This window comes from Promicromonospora sp. Populi (assembly GCF_041081105.1).
Taxonomy (GTDB): Bacteria; Actinomycetota; Actinomycetes; order Actinomycetales; family Cellulomonadaceae; genus Promicromonospora.
On sequence record NZ_CP163528.1, the window covers coordinates 712,729 to 729,977 of the forward strand.

The following is a 17,249-nucleotide window of genomic DNA, read 5'->3' on the forward strand; positions in this document are numbered from 1 at the left end:
ACACCTCAATGACCCGCACCGCCATCGTCACCGGCGCGGCCCGCGGCATCGGCGCCGCCACGGCTCACCGCCTCGCGCAGGACGGCTACGCCGTCGCCGTCCTGGACCTCCTGGAGGACCAGGCCAAGGCCACTGTGGAGGCCATCGTGGCCGACGGCGGCCGCGCGCTCGCCGTAGGCGTCGACGTCGCCGACGAGGAGTCGGTCGCCGCCGCCGTCGCCCGGGTCACCGCCGAGCTGGGCGCGCCCACCGTGCTGGTCAACAACGCCGGCATCCTGCGCGACAACCTGCTGTTCAAGATGTCGGTGGGCGACTGGGACGCCGTGCTGAGCGTGCACCTGCGGGGCGCGTTCCTCATGACCCGGGCCGTGCAGGCGTCCATGGTGGAGGCCAAGTTCGGCCGCATCGTGAACCTCTCCTCGACCTCTGCTCTCGGCAACCGGGGTCAGGCCAACTACTCGGCCGCCAAGGCGGGCATGCAGGGCTTCACCAAGACCCTGGCGATCGAGCTCGGCAAGTTTGGTGTCACCGCGAACGCCGTGGCCCCCGGGGTGATCGAGACCGACATGATCCGGGAGACCGCCGAGCGCATCGGGATGCCGCTGGCCGACTACCTCGGCGTGGCCGCCAAGGACGTCCCCGTGGGCCGGGTGGGTCAGCCCGAGGACATCGCCAACGCCGTGTCGTTCTTCTGCTCGGAGCAGTCCGGGTTCGTGTCGGGGCAGGTGCTGTACGTGGCGGGCGGCCCCAAGGCCTGACCCCCGGTCTAGCCGCCGCCCTCGCGAAGGTCCGCTTCGAGAATGACCTGAGGCACCGAATCCAGCCCGGATCGGTGCCTCAGGTCGTTCCCGAAGCGGACCTTGGCCGCCCCGGCGAGGCACCGCAGTGTTGCAGGCGAATGGTTTGACAGGCGGGCCCCGCCAGAGGTGTACTGGGTCTATCGAACATATGTTCGATGAGGTGCTCGACCATCCGGTCTCCACCGGCAGACACCATCGCTGGAGGGCCATGACCGTTGTAACAGTCTCCCCGGAGACCAGCACCGCCGGCACTGGCACAGCCGACGCCGATGCAGCCGACGCCGCGGACACCCGGCACGCACGGGCGCTCGCCGCCCTGCGGTCCGCCGAGACGCGCACCGGAGTGCGCAAGCAGGCCACGGCCGCACGGGCGGTCCAGACGGTCATCGTGTCGCCGCCCGGTCCCCGGGCGCTGCGGGGCGGGCTCACCGTCGGGCAGTCGGGCGAGGGCTCGCGTGTCCTGCCCGTCCACCCGCACCTCGCGTCCCTCCTGCCCGACGGCGGCCTGCGCACCGGGACCACCGTCGCCGTCCGGGGCTCGACGTCGCTGCTGCTCACCCTGCTCGCCGAGGCGTCCCGCGACGGGGCATGGACCGTGCTGGTCGGGTATCCCGCGGCCGGGATGGCCGCGGCCGCCGACGCCGGGTGCGACCTGGCGCGCACCCTGGTGGTGCCGCTGCCGGCCGGGTCGGGCGTGGACGCGCCCGCCGTGCTCGCCGCGCTGATCGACGGTATGGACGTGGTGGTGGTCGGCCCTGAGGTGGCGCTCCTGGACCACGACCGGCGCCGGCTGACGGCGCGCGCCCGCGAGCGGGCAACCGTGCTGATCTCCGCCCTGCCCGCCCTGTCTGCCAGCACTCAGCGGGGAGCTGGGGACGGTGGCTGGGTCGGTGCGCACGTGGTGCTCGAGGCCGTCGGCGGGGGCTGGGCGGGGATCGATCACGGGACGGGCTGGCTGCGGCGTCGGACCCTGCGGGTGCGGCGCACCGGGCGGGGAGACGCTGCGCGGCCCCTGCACCTGGACGTGGAGGTGCCGGTGTGCCGGGCGGCCGTCGACGGCGCGGTGCTCGTCGGGGCAGAGGGCTCCGCAGTCAGTGCGGCGGCGCCGGACGGCGACACCAGCCTCCGGCGAGGCGCCGAGGGTCGTCCGCGGCTGGGGCTCGTCGGATGACCGGCCGCTCAGCCCGTCCCGGCAGCGCCGTCCCCGCCATCCTTGCCACCGGCGACCCGGTCACCCGCACCGCCTGCCTCTGGGTGCCCGACTGGCCGGTCGTCGCGGCCCTGGTCGTCGCCGGCCTGGGCCCCGAGGTGCCCGCGGCGGTCACGGGCGGCCCCGGCGGGCGGATCGTGGCGGTGTCCGCGCCCGCGCGCAGCGCCGGGGTGCGCCGCGGCATGCGCCGTCGCGAGGCGCAGGGGCGCTGCCCCGACCTGCAGCTCTGGACCGCCGACGACGCCCGCGACGCCCGCGAGTTCGAGCCCGTCGCCGTGGCCGCCGAGACCGTGGTCTCCGGGCTGGAGGTCGCGCGGCCCGGTCTGCTCCTGCTGCCGTCGGGCGGAGCGGCTCGGTACCACGGCTCCGAGCACGACCTGGCCCGCGAGCTGACCGAGCAGGTCGCTGTCCGCACCGGCCACGAGTGCCAGGTCGGGGTCGCCGACGGCTACCTGGCCGCGGTCCTGGCGGCTCGCGAGGACGCCGTCGTACCGCCGGGTGCCTCGCCGGACTACCTCGCGCCCCGCCCCGCGGCCGTGCTTGTGCACGCGCGCCCGGGGGACCGGGCCCTGACCGAGCTGGCCGACCTGTGGCGCCGCCTCGGCATCCGCACGCTGGCCGACCTGTCGGCCCTGCCCGACGCCGCCGTAGCCGCCCGCTTCGGCGACCTCGGCATCTGGGCGCAGCGCCTCGCCCGGGGGCAGGACGTGCGGCCGCCCGCCCGACGTCGGCTCGCCGAGGACCTGACCGTCACCGAGGAGCTGGACCCGCCGGCGCACCGGGTCGACGTCGCGACCTTCGCCGCCCGCCGCCTGGCCGAGCGCCTGCACGACGACCTGGACCGGCGCGGCCTGGCGTGCGGGCGGCTGCGGATCACGGCGCGCGCCGTCGACCCGGTCACGGGCGAGGCCCGCACCCTGGAACGGCTGTGGCGCACCGACGACACGCTCGGCGGGCTGTCGGCCGCCCGGATCACCGACCGGGTGCGCTGGCAGCTCGAGGGCTGGCTGACGGCGTCGTCCCTCGGGAAAGGCGTCGCCCCCGCCCCGATCGCTGGCCTGACCCTCGCCGCCGAGGAGATGGCCCCCGCCGGGGCCCTGCAGCCGCGCCTCTGGGGACCCGGCGCGGGCGAGGACCTGCGTGCCCGCCGCGCCGTCGAGCGGGTGCAGGCCCTGCTCGGCGGCGACGCCGTCCTCACCGTGCGGCTCCAGGGCGGGCGCGATCCCCGCGACCGCGTCCAGCTCGTCCCCTACGGCGAGCAGGTCCCGCCCGAGCGCGACCCCGACCGGCCCTGGCCCGGCGCCCTACCGCCTCCGGCCCCCTCGGTGGTGCTGCCCGAGCCCGCCCCCGCGCACGTGCTCGACGACGACGGGCGCCCCGTCGTCGTCGACGTGCGCCTGGCGGTCAGCGGCGACCCGGCCCGGGTGGTAGTGCCCGACGGCGGCCCGTGGGCCGGGCTCGACGCTGCCGTCGTCGACTGGGCCGGTCCCTGGCCGGTCGCCGAGCGGTGGTGGACGCCCCGGGGCAAGCGCCGTGTGTTCCTCCAGGTGATGACCGATCTCCCGGGTTACATGGGGTTGCTGCTGTCGTCGTCGGCCGGGCAGTGGACGCTGGAGGCCCTCTATGACTAGGCCGTCCCGCGCAGGTCGGCAGTTTGCGCCACAAGCTCGGCACTTTGCACTGAGGTCGGCTCAGCGCTGGACCGACCTCGATGCAGACTGCCGACCCGGTGGGAGAGTGCCGACCTCATGACTGGCTACGCCGAGCTGCATGCCCACTCCGCGTTCAGCTTTCTCGACGGCGCCTCCCACCCCGAGGAGCTCGCCGCAGAGGGCAAGCGGCTCGGGCTGAAGGCGCTCGCGATCACCGACCACGACGGGCTGTACGGGGTGGTGCGGTTCTCGGAGGCCGCGAAGAAGGTCGAGCTGCCCACCGTGTTCGGGGCGGAGCTGCACCTGCCGGTGGCCTCGACCGGCGGGAGCAGGTCGCCCGGCGTGCGCGGGTCAACCGGCCGGCGCGGCTCGGCCGGCGCGAAGGGCGCACCCGTGCTGGACCCGCCCACCGGTACCCCCGACCCGCGCGCCACGCACCTGCTTGTGCTCGCGCGTGGCGAGCACGGCTACCGCAACCTGTCGAGCGCGATCGGCACCGCGCACCTGGAAGCAGGAGTCAAGGGCGCGGCGAAGTACACGCTGGAGTCCCTGGGCGAGGCGAGCGCAGGCGAGTGGCTGGTCCTCACCGGCTGCCGCAAGGGCGCGGTCCGCCAGGCCCTGATGGCCGGGGGGAACCGTACCGACCGGCTCGGCGCCGCCCGGCGCGAGATCGAGCGGCTGGTCGATGCGTTCGGGCGGGACAACGTCGCCGTCGAGATCACCGCTACCGGCGACCCGCGCGACGCCGACCTGCACGCCGCGCTCGCCCTCCTCGCGCAGGAGGCGCACCTGCCGCTGGTCGCCACCACCGCCGCGCACTACGCGCGCCCGCGGGACGCCGACCTGGCCGGGGCGCTGGCCGCCGTCCGGGCCCGCTCATCCCTGGACGACCTGGACGGCTGGCTGCCCGGCGCCCCCACTGCCCACCTGCGCAGCGGTGACGAGATGGCACGCCTGCACCACCTGCACCCGCAGGCCGTGCCGACGGCGGCCGCGCTGGGGGCGGAGTGCGCCTTCGACCTGAAGCTCATCGCACCGAACCTGCCGCCCTACGACGTGCCACCCGGATACAACGAGGCGACCTGGCTGCGCGAGCTCGCCCATCGGGGCGCGACCAAGCACTACGGCCCGCGCGAGAGCAACAAGAAGGCGTGGGCGCAGATCGACCACGAGCTGCGGGTCATCACCGACCTGAACTTCCCCGGGTACTTCCTCGTGGTCTACGACCTGGTGGAGTTCTGCCGACGAGAAGGGATCCTCGCGCAGGGCCGGGGCAGTGCCGCGAACTCGGCAGTCTGCTTCGCCCTGGGCATCACCGCGGTGGACGCCGTGAAGCACAAGCTGCTGTTCGAACGGTTCCTCGCACCGGAGCGCGACGGTCCGCCGGACATCGACATCGACATCGAGTCGGTGCGCCGCGAGGAGGTGATCCAGTACGTCTACGACAAGTTCGGGCGCACGCACGCGGCGCAGGTCGCGAACGTCATCTCCTACCGGCCGCGGTCAGCGGTGCGCGACGCCGCCCGCGCGCTCGGCTACGACATCGGGCAGCAGGACGCGTGGTCCAAGTCGATCGAGCGCTGGGGGTCGCTGAAACCCACGCCGTCGGGCACACCGCTGAACAAGACCGCGGCCAAGGATGCCCGGACCACCGCGCTGTGGGGCCCGCGGGAACCGCGGCCGCACATCGGGCACACCGGCCCTGGGCGCACCCACGACGGTGGCCCCGGGATCTTCGTCGACGTGCTCGCCGAGGAGACGCGCACCCCCGGGGAGCCGCGGCCGGCCCGCGCCGACGACTCCCACGACGTGGTGCCGTTCCGCACACCGCCGTCGGCCGCGGAAGAGGGGGAGATCCCCGACGACGTGCTCGACCTCGCCGACCGGATGCTCCGCCTGCCCCGGCACCTGGGCATCCACTCGGGCGGCATGGTGATGTGCGACCGCCCGGTGATCGAGGTGGTCCCCGTGGAGTGGGCCCGCATGGAGGGCCGCACGGTGCTGCAGTGGGACAAGGAGGACTGCGCGGACGCGGGACTGGTCAAGTTCGACCTGCTCGGCCTGGGCATGCTGACCGCCATCCGGTACGCGTTCGAGTCCATCGAGGAGCACACCGGGAAGCGTTACGAGCTGCACGACCTGTCCGGCAACGACGACAAACTCGTGTACGACCTGCTGTGCGCCGCCGACACGGTAGGTGTGTTCCAGGTGGAGTCGCGCGCCCAGATGTCGACACTGCCGCGCCTGCAGCCGCGAGACTTCTACAGCATCGTCGTGGAGGTAGCGCTCATCCGGCCCGGCCCCATCCAGGGTGGGTCGGTGCACCCCTATATCGAGCGGGCTCGTGGGCGTCAGGAGGTGGACTACCCGCACGAGCTGCTGGAGCCCGTGCTGAAGCGGACCCTGGGCGTGCCGCTGTTCCAGGAGCAGCTCATGCAGATGGCGATCGAGGTCGCCGGGTTCTCGCCCAAGGAGTCCGACCAGCTGCGGCGCGCCATGGGCTCCAAGCGGTCGGTCGAACGCATGGAGGAGATGCGCGAACGGTTCTACGCGGGGATGACGGCCAACAAGGTCGAGCCCGACAAGCAGGACGAGATCTTCGAGAAGCTCAAGGCGTTCGCCGACTTCGGCTTCCCCGAGTCGCACGCCTACTCCTTCGCCCACCTCGTGTACGTGAGCTCATGGCTCAAGGTGCACCACCCCGCCGCGTTCTATGCGGGGCTGCTCGCGGCCCAGCCCATGGGGTTCTACTCGCCCCAGTCGCTGGTCGCCGACGCGCGCCGGCACGGCGTGCGCGTGCTGCGGCCCTCGGTTGCGGCCTCACGAGTGCTGGCAAGCGTGGAGCGGTTGCCTTCGGTGGATATGCCCGACGGCGGTGCGTCCGACGGCGACGACGTCGCCGACAGCGACCCGGGTACCGAGACTGCCCCTTCCGTGGCCCGGCTCGTCCGAGCAGACCCGGCGCTCGCGGTCCGCATGGGCCTGGAGTCCGTGCGCGGCATCGGCAAGGACAAGGCCGAGGAGATCGTCGCCGCGCGGGGCGCCGTCGGACCGGCGGGGTTCGCGTCGCTGCGGGACCTGGTCCAGCGGGTCGAGCTGTCGACGGCGCAGCTCGAGGCGCTCGCGACGGGCGGTGCGCTGGAGTCGCTCGGCGTCGAACGCCGGGAAGGGCTGTGGGCGGCGGGGGCGCTGGGCCAGGAGGGGCCGACGACGCTGCCCGGCGTCAGCGTCGGCGTCGAGGCCCCGATGCTGCCGGGGATGAGCGAGATCGAGCTGTCGCAGGCCGACGCGTGGGCGACCGGCGTCACGCCCGACTCGTACCCGACGCAGCACGTGCGGCCCGGGCTGGCGGCGGCGGGCGTGCTCACCGTGGCGCAGGCGATCGCGACGCAGGCGGGGCGCCGGATCGCCGTCGGCGGGGTGGTGACCCACCGGCAGCGGCCGGGGACGGCCGGAGGAGTGACCTTCCTGTCCCTGGAGGACGAGACGGGACTGCTCAACGTGATCTGCACAGTCGGGCTGTGGCAGCGGTTCCGGAAGGTGGCGCGGTCAGCGCCGGCCATGGTGGTGCGGGGGCGGATCGAGTCGGCCGACAACGCCGTGAACCTCCTGGCGGAGCATCTTGCGCCGCTGACGCTGGGGGTGCCGGGGCGCTCGCGGGACTTCCAGTGAGCTGTCGGGTCAGGCCATGTACAGCAGGCCCGTGCTCGTCGCCCACAGCACTACCGAACCCACGCCGACGAGCACCGTCGCGACCACGTAGAACCAGACCTTCATTGCCTGCCCGAGGACGCGCAGGAGAACCGCCAGCCCGAGAGCGGCGATCGCGAGCGCCGGCGCGACGAGGTACGGCTGACCTCCCGGGGGGTAGTCCTGGGCGATCAGCACGTACGCGGCCCACAGGAGCACCAGCCGGGGAATCCATCGCACGAGTGCGCTGAGCAGCCGCAGCGGCCACGGCTTCCTGCGCGGCACGACCGGAGCGGGTGGCCTCGGCTGCACGCCGGGTTGCCTGCCCGGCTGTACGCTCGGCTGCCTAGCCGCTTGCCTACCTGGCTGTTGGCCCGCCTGCCTGCCCGGCTGTGCGCCCGGCTGCCTGCTCGGCGGCCTGGCCGCGGGCTGCTGCTTCGGGGCGGAGGACGGCAGCACCGGCATCGGGCGGGTGGCGTGCACGGGCGGCTTCGTCCGGGGCTGCTGCGGGGCGGGGCCGAGGTGCTTGACCGGGCTCTTGCGCGGCTCGAACGACTGCGGCGGCGGGACCAAGTTCCGGACGACCTGGGTCGCCGCGGCTGCCGGGCGCACGGAGTCAGGGCTCCGGCCAGAGCTGCTGCTGGAGCCCCCGCTGGAGCGCTCGCTCACCGGGGCAGCCTCAGGGCTGCGGAAGGCGCGCCAGCCGCGGAGCGTGTCCGCGTGGCCGTCAGCGGGAGACGTGACCTGCCAGCGCATCGCCTGCCAGATCCAGTCCTTGATCTCGGCCGGGGTGGCGCCACCGGCGACGTGCACGCCGATCTCCGAGACGTGGTCGGCCACCACCTGCTCCGCGGCGCCGTCGAAACCGTCAGCGTGCACCTCGGCCAGGACGTTCATGAGCGCGCGGTCGTACACGAGCGCGTGCCAGGGTTCCGGGGTGCGGGCGGGCGTGGCCTCGTCCGACCGGTCGAGGCCCGGCTGGAACATCCGGGTGTGGCCCCGGCCGGCCAGCAGGTCCGTCACCGGGAGCGCGGCCACCTCGGCGGCCGTCACGCCGTCGCTGAGTACCTGGGAGGTGAGCAGCAGCGTCGGGTCGGGAGTTGTGCTCGCGAGCCGGGAGCGCAGCACCCCCGCGATGTTCTCCAGCGGCGGGCGGTGGTTCGGCTGGTACCGGGTCATGGCGAGGATCAGCGACTGCACGTGCCGGTCGATGCTCGGCGGCACGGGCAGGGGATCCTCGTCCGGGACGACGTCAGAGGGCTCCTCGTCCACGAGATCGGTGGCCACCAGGTCCCGGCCCAGGAAGTTCAGGTCCAGCGGCAGCGTGCCCGTGCTCGCGTACACGAGCAGCAGCCCCAGGCTGTACACGTCCGAGCGCGGGTGCACCCGGCGCCCGAACAGCTCCGGCGCCATGTACGAGAAGGTTCCGGCGGGCTGCGTGGATGTCGCGGCGTCGAAGACCTTGGCGATGCCCAGGTCGATGAGCACCACGCGGTCGCCGTCGACCATGATGTTCGCCGGCTTGAGGTCGCGGTGCAGGCAGCGCTCCTCCTGCAGCACGAGCAGCGCGTCGACGAGCTGCGCGGCCAGGCCCAGCGCCGCACGGCCGGACAGCGGCCCGTCCTCGCGCACCCGGTCCCGCAGCGTGGTGCCGGGCACGAGCTCCATCGCGAACCAGGGCTGGGTCGCGTCCAGGCCGGCCTCCACGAAGCGCGGGAAGCCCCGCCCGCCCACGCGTTCCAGGAGCTGCGCCTCTTGTGCGAAGCGTTCGCGGGCGTCGTCGTGCAGTCCGGTCAGGACCTTGAGGGCGACTTCCGTGCCGTCGTCGGCCTGCGCCCGGTACACGTGCGCGAAACCGCCGTGGCCGAGCGCCTCGTCCAGGGTGAACCGGCCCAGCCGTTCCCCGCTCGCGGGGATGCGCCGGACCGGGCGCACGGGGAGCGCCGCGGCGAGTGGGGCAGCGGGCGGGGCGACGGGCGGGGCGACGGGCGGGGCGGGCGGCGCGGGCACTGGTTCGGGCTCTGGTTCTGGGGTCGTCTCGGGCGCTGGTTCCGGGGCTGGTTCGGGCTCTGGAACCAGCCCGGAGGAGGCCCCGGGGGAGGCGATGGGCTCCGGGACCGCCGGTGGGGAGGCCGCGGCTGCGGGCTCGGCTGCAGGCTCGGGATCAGGCAACGGGACCGGACCGGGGCCGACGGCCGCTGGCGCGACCTCGCCGACGCCTGGCGCTGGTGACGTCATAACGGGCAACCTACCAGCGCGGGTGTGCCCGTCCGAGGAAAATCCCAGGTCCAGTCCGCAGGGTTGCCCGATCGTGCGCGATGTGTGCGGGCGTTGCGTGCCTCGTGGTGGAAGGATGACCCGCGGTGGAAGGATGAACAGATGCGACGGAACCTAGACGCTGTGATCGCCGATGTAGATGCCCTGGCCGATCAGCTCGAGTCCTACGAGCCCAACTCGGAGGAGTTCGACGTGCCGCTGCCGCCCCGGATGGCGGACAAGTTCGCCGCGTTCAAGCGCGAGGCGGCCGAGCGCAGCCAGGCCAAGCCGGCTGTTCGACGGGCCCCGGGAATCAAGACCCCGTAAGCGCGCTCGCGTCACACTCGTCGGTCTCGACCGGACCTGAGATCCCGACGAGCGGCGGGTAAGCGGTGACCTCGACCTCCCAGCCGGCCGGGTCGGTGGCCGTCACGTACACGTCGCCGCCGTTCTCGGGATAGACCACCTCGGACAGCGGGTCGAAGCCGTGCTCGTCCAGGACCGGGTCGAGCGCGGCCGCCAGGTCGGCGAGGCCGTCGCTGGACTCGTACAGGTCGCCCTCGCCCAGGCTCTCGGCGAGGAAGAGGTGGCACCGGCCGTCGGGCTGCTCGGTGACGGCCGGGAAGTCGCTCTTGGCGGTCCACTCCACCTCCGGGACGGACTGCTGAAGCGCCCCGACGACGTCGTCGTACGCGGCCGTGTAGCCCGTCACCGCCGAGTCGAGCGCGGGCGGAGGTTGGGCCGGCTCGTCGTCCGAACCCGTCGAGCAGGAGGTCAGCACACCGACGGCGAGCAGCGCCGCGCAGATCCGCCGCACCCGGGTTGCCTGGGACATGGACCGCATCTGTCTCCCTGGTCGTCTTGACCGGCTGCTTGACCGGCCGCGGGGCCGGGGCGCGGCCCGGCTCTCAGGTCCGGGACGCTACCAGGGCAGGCACTACGGTGCCCTGATTCATGCGGTGCGCACCACGGGGACTTCTCCCCGTAGTGAGTGTCGGACACCTCGGCTATCGTTCCGCTCACCTGGGCACGGGCACACGAGGGGGAGCGTGGCGTGAGCGACAACATGTACGGCGCGGACGTCGAGGCGCTGCGGTTGCTCGGACGGGCCTTCGACGAGGCCGCGGCCCAGCTCGGTGCGGCGCGCAGCCTCATCGCGTCCGGCGTCGACGCCTCCGACTGGTGGGGGCCGAACGGCGAGATGTTCCGCGGCGAGTGGGCCGATCGGCACGCCCCGGGCCTGAGCGCCGTGGAGACGGAGCTCGCTCGCGTTGGCGACGTCGTGCGCCGCAATGCGGACGATCAGGAGCGGACCAGCGAGAGCCTGGACGGCGCAGGCGGCGGCTTCGGCCTGCCGGGCGGTGGCCCCGGGGGCGGTGCTGGCGGAGGCGACTACTCCGGCGAGGACCGGCCGGGCAACCCCGATCTGGGGGACCATGGCCCCTACAAGCCGGCCACCAACATCCCCATGGACGACAACGCGATCGATCCCGACCAGCTCAACCAGCAGGGGCTCGGTGACTGCTGGCTGCTCGCCGCGATGGGCTCCATCGCCCAGAACGACCCCGAGTTCTTCCGCGAGCACATGGTCGAGAACCCGGACGGTACCTGGACCGTCACCATGTACAAGGACGGCGAGCCGGTCGAGATCACCGTCGAGCCCGAGGTTGCCAGCGGCGGTGTGATGGACCCGAAGGGCAACCCGAGCTGGGCGTCGATCTACGAGAAGGCGGCTGCCGAGTACTGGGGCGGGGAGTACGAGGACCTGGACGGCGGGTACTCGGACGAGGCGTTCGAGGCGATCACGGGCAAGGAGTCGAACAGCTCCGACGAGGGCAGTCTTGAGGACGTCCGGGAGGCGCTCAAGAACGGCCCGGTCGCAGGGGGCACCGAGGACGACGGCTCGTTCCTCTGGTGGGACGGCGAGATGGACGACAATCGGGTCGTGCCCAACCACGCCTACGTCGTCGACGAGGTGCGGGAGAACGCGAACGGTGAGCTGGAGGTCCACGTCATCAACCCGTGGGGTCCGGGCGACCACAACCAGAGCGACGGCTCCAACAAGGTGGGCGACATGTGGCTCACCCAGCAGCAGTGGGAGGAGAACTTCGACACCCTGTACACCACATCGTCCACCAAGTGAGGAGCGCGACATGAACCGCACGACCACGGCCTCGCAGGGGTCACAGCCGCACTTCGCCGACGTCAAGGTGGGCATCATGCGGGTGGGTGTCCGCGGTGCGGAGGCAAAGGTGCAGCTGATGGTCCGCTCGCCGCGCCAGGACGAGGTAGTCGTGGTGCCTCGCGGCGGCTCGCTCGACCTGACCGGCGCCGGGACGCTCCACGTCGATGCGATAGAGGGCAGCCCGGACACGGTCCAGGGCGAGGTGACGTTCACCTTCACCCCGGCGGAGGACTGACCGGTCAGGACAGGTCGATCGTCACCGGCTCGAACGGCGTGCCCGCCGAGTAGCTGCCGCCCCAGAGCTTCGCGCCGTCGTCGGTCAGCTCGACCTGGCGCCAGGTCAGGCGCAGGCCGTCGGCGGACCGCTCGGGGGAGCCGGTGAGGCGGAAGGCGACCGTGCGCACGTCCGACTCGCGGTCCCGGATGGACATGGTCCAGTCGGAGCCGCCGTCGGCCGGGGAGTCGACCTCGATGTCGGCGACCTCGCCGACGAACGAGCCGTAGTGCCCGATGAACACGACCGATCCCGTGAAGGCGAACCGGGACGAGTCCGCGGACGGTTCCGGGCTGCGCTCCGGGTCGAGCGGGAAGTGGAACGCCGCGCCGGTGCCGCCGACGGCGTCGTCCTGCACGATGCGGCCGCCCGGCGCCCCCATCACGTACATCAGCAGGCTTGCCTTGATCTCCCAGTCCAGATGAGCCACCCGAGAACCGTACTCGTCCTCCTGCCCCCGGGGGGCTCGCTCGGTCGCCGCGCGTTCACGGGGGCGTCGCCGGGCGGACGGCGGCGGGCCTTGCCCCGGCAACCGGACGCGTCCAGGCTCGGGCGCATGAGGACCACCCCACGCGCCAACGATGCCCGTACCGCAGCCCTCGCGATGGCCCTCGCAGGGGTGCTCGCCCTGGGCGTCGCGCCGGCGTCCGCCCTGCAGAACCCGGGCACGGCCAGCGCTGCCGACCAGGCCGGCCGCCACCGCACCTTCGACCTCCAGGCGCACCGCGGCGGGGTCGCCCTGACGGTCGAGAACACGCTCCCGGCCTTCGACAACGCCCTCGCGCTCGGGGTCAGCACGCTGGAGCTTGACGTGCAGATCACGCAGGACGGGTACGCCGTCGTGACCCATGACCGCGACCCGAGCCCGGCCAAGTGTGTAGACACGGTTCCCGCGTTCCCGGGCGACCCAGAGTTCCCGTACGTCCCCGGGACCCGGTACATCAAGGACCTCACGCTCGCGCAGGTCCGCACCCTCGACTGCGGCTCGCTGCGCCAGCCGCAGTTCCCGGAACAGGAGCTGCACCCGGGGGAGCGTATGCCGCTGCTGTCTGAGGTGCTGAGCCTGGTCAACCGCCACCGCGCGCACCAGGTCACGCTCAACATCGAGACCAAGGTCGAGGCCGGCGCGCCGGAGCAGACGGCGCCGCGCGAGCAGTTCGTGCAGGTCGTCGCCCGCGAGGTCCGCAAGGCCCGCCTGGTCGACCAGGTCACGATCCAGAGCTTCGACTGGGGCGCGCTGATGCGCATGAGCGAGGTCGAGCCGCGGCTCCCGCTGGTGGCGCTGACCAACGGCCAGCAGTTCCTGCAGGTCGGTGTGGAGGGTGCGTCGCCGTGGCTCGGCGGCCTGGACATCGACGACTTCCCGGGTTCGATCCAGCAGAAGTTCGTCGCGGCCAGCGCCTCCTTCGGGGCCGACGCCGTCTCGCCCGTGCACGGCGACCCGCAGGGCGGCGGCGTGAACGACCCCGGCTACGTACCCTTCACGACGCCGGAGCTCGTCCGCGCGGCGCATCGTGCGGGCCTGACCGTGATCCCGTGGACCGTCGACGACCGCGCCACGATCGAGTCCCTGATGGACATCGGCGTCGACGGCATCATCACCGACCGCCCCGACCTCCTGCGCGAGGTCATGGCGGACCGCCACCTGAAGCTCCCGAAGCGCTACTGACGTACTGCCGATCACAGCTCTGGGTCAGCCTGTGCTCTGGGCGGGGCGGTCGGGGTGGGCGGTTCCGGCGGCAGGGGGTGTTCGACGGCGGTCGCGGCGGCCGCGGGCCAGCTCTGTGGCCAGGGCGTCGAGCGGCTGGGCGAACGTGTCCTCGAAGCGGGCGAGCCAAGCCTGGGCGGCGGCCGTGCCGGCGTCGTCCACGGCGTAGAGCCGGCGCGTGCCCTCGGCGCGCACCTGGACCAGGCCGGCCTCGCGCAGCACCCTGAGGTGCTGCGAGACCGCTGGCTGGGTGATCCGCACGCGTGCCTGCAGGGCGGTGACCAGTGCCCCGGCGGGCTGCTCGCCGGGGATCAGCAGCTCCAGCAGCCGACGCCGGACCGGGTCGCCCAGCGCCTCGAACACCCCGTCCGGGGCCGAGTCGGCCGCCGCAGGCACTCAGGCCTCCGGCTCGGCGGTGGGGGGCACGGTGTAGAAGGCCAGGGTGCGTTCTCCCGCGGCGCGGGACTGGTCGGCGTCCTCCCCGGAGGCGGTCGCGGCGTCGGCCCAGCCGGTGCTCGCGAGGCGCACGAACTCGACGCCGACGGGGGAGAGGGTCCACTCCTCGAACTCCTTCGCGTCGTTGTCGGAGCCGGTGGCCAGGTGCAGGCCCAGGCCCACCAGGGCGAGGTCCCAGCCGACGCCGACGGCGCCCGGCCCGTACTGCGTCCAGAAGTCGGGGTCCACGGGGGCCTCGTGCACCAGCTCGAGCGTGGTGCCGTCGTCGGCGGGGCTGAGGGAGACCGTCACCCAGGAGACCTGGCCGCCGAACTCCCAGGTGATGTCGAAGCTCTTGGGGGCGTCGCACCGCTCGACCTGACCGCCGGCCTGGCCGACGAACTGGTAGCGGCCGCCCACCGAGAGCTCGCCGTCGATCGGGAGGAACCAGCGGGGCAGCCGCTCGGCGGAGGTGAGCGCGTCCCACAGGTCGTCGCGGTCGGACGCATACGTGCGGCGGGCGACGGCGATCTTGGTGGGGACGCCGTCCCGGCTGCCGTCGCGGACCTCGCGGGTCATGAGTCCGGCGGTGGCGACGGGGTCGATGGTGGTCGTCATGATGTCTCCTTCTATAAGCGAACACTTATGTATCTCACGAGGCTCCCACAGGGGCAAGTGCCGGCGCAAGCGCGGGGTGGCTGTTGGTGCAAATAAAAAGTGTGCCAAGCACCGCCAGGCGCGAGTGTCGGTGACGCGGAGTAGGTTCCGAACATGGCCCAGGACGACGCGGTCATGCACCGCGAGGTCACGCCGTCCTGAGCGTCACTCCTCTACCGGCACGACCACGCACAGCTCGAACGTGTCCCGGCCCCGGCGGAGCAGGTAGCGCACCCGCTCCGCCGTCGCCTCCGAGGCGTTCTCGTCCTTGTAGCTCCAGCGCACGTCGACCCACAGCAGCGCGTCGCCCACCTGCTCGACCGCGCGCAGCTCCGGCACGGCCGCGACCAGCCCCTGTTCCCGGTACGCGGTGAGCATGCTGCCGAGAGCGTCGCGCGCGGCCTCGGCGTCGGGCACCACGAGGGACCGCTCCGCCTGGACCACCACCGACGGGTAGCCGAGGCTGTCCGTCACGGCCTCCAGGTCACCCGACCCGAGCGCGACACCGTAGTCGACAAGAAACGCGACCAGATCGTCCTGGTCGTAGGGAGTGCTGGTCATCCCCACACGTTAGGCGGATACGCCGTCGAGTGCGGGCTGTTTGCGGGGTCAGTTCGGCCGGACCCAGCAAATAGCCCGCACTCAACGAAGGGCTTGGGTGAGGGCCCCGTCCAGGTCTGCCCAGAGGTCTTCTACGTCCTCCAGGCCTACCGAGAGGCGGACCAGGTCAGGGGAGATCCCCGCCTCCTTGCGCGAGACCTCGTCCATGATCCGGTGGGTCAGGGACGCGGGGTGCTGGATCAGGCTGTCCACGCTGCCCAGGCTCACGGCCGGGGTGATCAGCCGCACAGAGGAGATCAGGGCAACCGGGTCGGCGGAGGTCTCGAACGCGACCATCGCCCCGCCCAGGCGCGGGTAGTGCACCCGGTCCACCCGGGGATGGTCCGCCAGCCGCCGCGCCAGCTCGGCCGCGGTGGCCGACGCCGCGCGCACCCGCACCGGGAGCGTCGCCAGGCCGCGCAGCAGCTCGTAGCCCGCCATCGGGTGCAGCACCGCACCGGTGACGAACCGGACCTGCCGCAGCGACCGGGCGAGCTCCTCCGAGCAGGCGATGACGCCGCCCATCACATCGCCGTGGCCGCCCAGGAACTTCGTGGCGCTGTGCAGCACCAGTCCCGCCCCGAGCGTCAGCGGACGCTGCAGCACGGGCGTCGCGAACGTGTTGTCCACCAGCAGCGGCACCGGGCCGCAGGCCTCGGCGAGCGCGCGCAGGTCCGTCTCGCCCAGCGTGGGGTTCGCGGGGCTCTCCACGATCACCAGCCCGGTCTTGTCCGTGATGGCTGACGTCGCCTCCTCGGGCGACACCCACGTCACCGAGGTGCCGAGCAGGCCGGAGTCGAGCAGGTGATCAGTGGTGCCGTACAGCGGCCGCACGCCGACGACGTGCGGCTTTCCCGCCGCTACCTGCGCCAGCAGGCACGCCGACAGCGCGGCCATACCGCTGGCGAACGCGACCGCAGCCTCGGCCCCCTCGAGCTCGGCCAGGGCGTCCTCGAACCGGCGCACCGTCGGGTTGGCGACGCGGCCGTACACGGGCGGGCCGCCGTCGTCGTGCCCGGCGGCGAACTCGTCGAGGCGCGCGGCCTCGCCGAGCACGTCGTGCGACGGATAGGTCGTGGAGAGGTCGATCGGCGGGGTGTGCAGCCCGAGCGCGGCCAGGTCGTCCCGGCCGGCGTGGACGGCGCGCGTGGTCCAGGCGTGACTGGAGTGACTGGTCGAGGACGGGCTGGGCGAGGAGTGCGGCGTCAAGGCATCCGTTGTCATGGGGGACTATTGGCACCCGGCACGGTCGGTGCAGTCCGGACGTGCTAGAAATTCGGACCATGGCCCAGAACGTGATCCTCGATTCGGTCGACCGTGCGCTCATTGACGAGCTGCAGAAGGACGGCCGCCTCTCCAACAAGACGCTCGCGCAGCGGGTCGGCGTCGCGCCGTCGACCTGCCTGGCCCGTACCCAGCGGCTGCAGAACGCCGGGGTGATCCGCGGGTATCACGCCGAGATCGACCCCGGCGCGGTCGGACGCGGGCTGCAGGCCATGCTGATGGTGCGGCTCACCACCCACTCCCGCCCGCTGCTGGGGCCGTTCGTCGAGTGGGTGCGCAAGCTCCCGCAGACCCGGGCCGTGCACCACGTGTCGGGCCCGGACGACTTCCTGATCCACGTGGCCTGCATCAACACCGACGAGCTGCAGCGCCTGGTGCTCGACCTCACCGCCCGCGGCGAGGTGGGCCGGGTCCAGACGGACCTGGTCTTCTCCTCCTGGACCTGCGGTCCGGTAACCCCGGCGGCCTGACGGGACAGAGGGAGATCCTCTTCGAGTC

The 17,249-nt window shown here is 72.9% G+C and carries 16 protein-coding genes; 9 read left to right on the forward strand and 7 right to left on the reverse strand.

What is annotated here, in order from left to right; all coding sequences use genetic code 11:
- The first annotated feature begins 8 nt into the window (after positions 1-8).
- The 4 genes from fabG to AB1046_RS03205 all read left to right on the forward strand — a co-directional run bounded on the left by fabG (position 9) and on the right by AB1046_RS03205 (position 7,334).
- Entirely contained in the window at positions 9-758 is a 750-nt protein-coding gene (fabG, locus tag AB1046_RS03190; RefSeq protein ID WP_369372353.1) for a 3-oxoacyl-ACP reductase FabG, read from the forward strand.
- Between the two features lie 250 nt (positions 759-1,008).
- On the forward strand, positions 1,009-1,971 hold the full coding sequence (locus tag AB1046_RS03195; protein ID WP_369372354.1) for a hypothetical protein: 963 nt from the start codon (positions 1,009-1,011) through the stop codon (positions 1,969-1,971).
- Positions 1,968-3,641, forward strand: a complete 1,674-nt coding sequence (locus tag AB1046_RS03200; protein WP_369372355.1) for a DNA polymerase Y family protein — start codon at positions 1,968-1,970, stop codon at positions 3,639-3,641. Before AB1046_RS03195 ends, AB1046_RS03200 begins: the two co-directional genes overlap by 4 nt.
- Positions 3,642-3,758: 117 nt before the next feature.
- Positions 3,759-7,334, forward strand: a complete 3,576-nt coding sequence (locus AB1046_RS03205; protein ID WP_369372356.1) for an error-prone DNA polymerase — start codon at positions 3,759-3,761, stop codon at positions 7,332-7,334.
- A gap of 9 nt (positions 7,335-7,343) precedes the next feature.
- Here the strand turns inward: AB1046_RS03205 and AB1046_RS03210 are convergent, their stop codons facing one another.
- Positions 7,344-9,590, reverse strand: coding sequence for a protein kinase (locus AB1046_RS03210; RefSeq protein WP_369372357.1), 2,247 nt, complete (start codon positions 9,588-9,590; stop codon positions 7,344-7,346).
- A gap of 141 nt (positions 9,591-9,731) precedes the next feature.
- Between AB1046_RS03210 and AB1046_RS03215 the strand changes: the two genes are divergently transcribed.
- On the forward strand, positions 9,732-9,935 hold the full coding sequence (locus AB1046_RS03215; protein ID WP_369372358.1) for a hypothetical protein: 204 nt from the start codon (positions 9,732-9,734) through the stop codon (positions 9,933-9,935).
- Here the strand turns inward: AB1046_RS03215 and AB1046_RS03220 are convergent.
- On the reverse strand, positions 9,922-10,443 hold the full coding sequence (locus tag AB1046_RS03220) for a hypothetical protein (RefSeq protein ID WP_369372359.1): 522 nt from the start codon (positions 10,441-10,443) through the stop codon (positions 9,922-9,924). The two genes, AB1046_RS03215 and AB1046_RS03220, sit on opposite strands and share 14 nt — an antisense overlap.
- Before the next feature lie 219 nt (positions 10,444-10,662).
- Between AB1046_RS03220 and AB1046_RS03225 the strand changes: the two genes are divergently transcribed.
- Together AB1046_RS03225 and AB1046_RS03230 are read left to right on the forward strand one after the other, a co-directional pair.
- Positions 10,663-11,751: a C2 family cysteine protease gene (locus AB1046_RS03225; protein ID WP_369372360.1), complete on the forward strand. Its 1,089-nt coding sequence runs from the start codon at positions 10,663-10,665 to the stop codon at positions 11,749-11,751.
- 10 nt (positions 11,752-11,761) lie between these two features.
- The gene (locus tag AB1046_RS03230) at positions 11,762-12,028 is read left to right on the forward strand and encodes a hypothetical protein (RefSeq protein ID WP_369372361.1); all 267 of its coding nucleotides are present in this window, start codon (positions 11,762-11,764) and stop codon (positions 12,026-12,028) included.
- Between the two features lie 4 nt (positions 12,029-12,032).
- On the opposite strand, the gene AB1046_RS03235 is transcribed toward AB1046_RS03230, so the two are convergent.
- Complete coding sequence (locus tag AB1046_RS03235) at positions 12,033-12,497, reverse strand: HtaA domain-containing protein (RefSeq protein ID WP_369372362.1); 465 nt, start codon at positions 12,495-12,497, stop codon at positions 12,033-12,035.
- Positions 12,498-12,623: 126 nt separating this feature from the next.
- Between AB1046_RS03235 and AB1046_RS03240 the strand changes: the two genes are divergently transcribed.
- Positions 12,624-13,736 (forward strand): glycerophosphodiester phosphodiesterase family protein, encoded by a 1,113-nt coding sequence (locus AB1046_RS03240; RefSeq protein ID WP_369372363.1) that lies wholly within the window; start codon positions 12,624-12,626, stop codon positions 13,734-13,736.
- Between the two features lie 24 nt (positions 13,737-13,760).
- On the opposite strand, the gene AB1046_RS03245 is transcribed toward AB1046_RS03240, so the two are convergent.
- The 4 genes from AB1046_RS03245 to AB1046_RS03260 form a co-directional block, all read right to left on the reverse strand.
- Positions 13,761-14,171: an ArsR/SmtB family transcription factor gene (locus tag AB1046_RS03245; RefSeq protein WP_369372364.1), complete on the reverse strand. Its 411-nt coding sequence runs from the start codon at positions 14,169-14,171 to the stop codon at positions 13,761-13,763.
- A complete protein-coding gene (locus AB1046_RS03250; RefSeq protein ID WP_369372365.1) occupies positions 14,172-14,828 on the reverse strand; it encodes an SRPBCC family protein in 657 nt (218 codons plus the stop codon).
- A 204-nt stretch (positions 14,829-15,032) separates the two neighbouring features.
- Positions 15,033-15,428, reverse strand: coding sequence for a hypothetical protein (locus AB1046_RS03255; protein WP_369372366.1), 396 nt, complete (start codon positions 15,426-15,428; stop codon positions 15,033-15,035).
- An 81-nt stretch (positions 15,429-15,509) separates the two neighbouring features.
- Complete coding sequence (locus AB1046_RS03260; RefSeq protein ID WP_369372367.1) at positions 15,510-16,691, reverse strand: PLP-dependent aspartate aminotransferase family protein; 1,182 nt, start codon at positions 16,689-16,691, stop codon at positions 15,510-15,512.
- A gap of 59 nt (positions 16,692-16,750) precedes the next feature.
- On the opposite strand from AB1046_RS03260, the gene AB1046_RS03265 reads away from it, so the two are divergent.
- Entirely contained in the window at positions 16,751-17,221 is a 471-nt protein-coding gene (locus AB1046_RS03265) for an Lrp/AsnC family transcriptional regulator (RefSeq protein ID WP_369372368.1), read from the forward strand.
- Positions 17,222-17,249 lie beyond the last annotated feature (28 nt).

What these genes read in the sequence shown, in the direction of transcription:
- fabG (WP_369372353.1), top strand. Translation starts at nt 9, where the DNA reads ATGACCCGCACCGCCATCGTCACCGGCGCGGCCCGCGGCATCGGCGCC.
- AB1046_RS03220 (WP_369372359.1), bottom strand. Translation starts at nt 10,443, where the DNA reads ATGTCCCAGGCAACCCGGGTGCGGCGGATCTGCGCGGCGCTGCTCGCC.
- AB1046_RS03265 (WP_369372368.1), top strand. Translation starts at nt 16,751, where the DNA reads ATGGCCCAGAACGTGATCCTCGATTCGGTCGACCGTGCGCTCATTGAC.
- AB1046_RS03230 (WP_369372361.1), top strand. Translation starts at nt 11,762, where the DNA reads ATGAACCGCACGACCACGGCCTCGCAGGGGTCACAGCCGCACTTCGCC.
- AB1046_RS03250 (WP_369372365.1), bottom strand. Translation starts at nt 14,828, where the DNA reads ATGACGACCACCATCGACCCCGTCGCCACCGCCGGACTCATGACCCGC.
- AB1046_RS03215 (WP_369372358.1), top strand. Translation starts at nt 9,732, where the DNA reads ATGCGACGGAACCTAGACGCTGTGATCGCCGATGTAGATGCCCTGGCC.
- AB1046_RS03240 (WP_369372363.1), top strand. Translation starts at nt 12,624, where the DNA reads ATGAGGACCACCCCACGCGCCAACGATGCCCGTACCGCAGCCCTCGCG.
- AB1046_RS03260 (WP_369372367.1), bottom strand. Translation starts at nt 16,691, where the DNA reads ATGACAACGGATGCCTTGACGCCGCACTCCTCGCCCAGCCCGTCCTCG.
- AB1046_RS03210 (WP_369372357.1), bottom strand. Translation starts at nt 9,590, where the DNA reads ATGACGTCACCAGCGCCAGGCGTCGGCGAGGTCGCGCCAGCGGCCGTC.
- AB1046_RS03200 (WP_369372355.1), top strand. Translation starts at nt 1,968, where the DNA reads ATGACCGGCCGCTCAGCCCGTCCCGGCAGCGCCGTCCCCGCCATCCTT.
- AB1046_RS03255 (WP_369372366.1), bottom strand. Translation starts at nt 15,428, where the DNA reads ATGACCAGCACTCCCTACGACCAGGACGATCTGGTCGCGTTTCTTGTC.
- AB1046_RS03205 (WP_369372356.1), top strand. Translation starts at nt 3,759, where the DNA reads ATGACTGGCTACGCCGAGCTGCATGCCCACTCCGCGTTCAGCTTTCTC.
- AB1046_RS03195 (WP_369372354.1), top strand. Translation starts at nt 1,009, where the DNA reads ATGACCGTTGTAACAGTCTCCCCGGAGACCAGCACCGCCGGCACTGGC.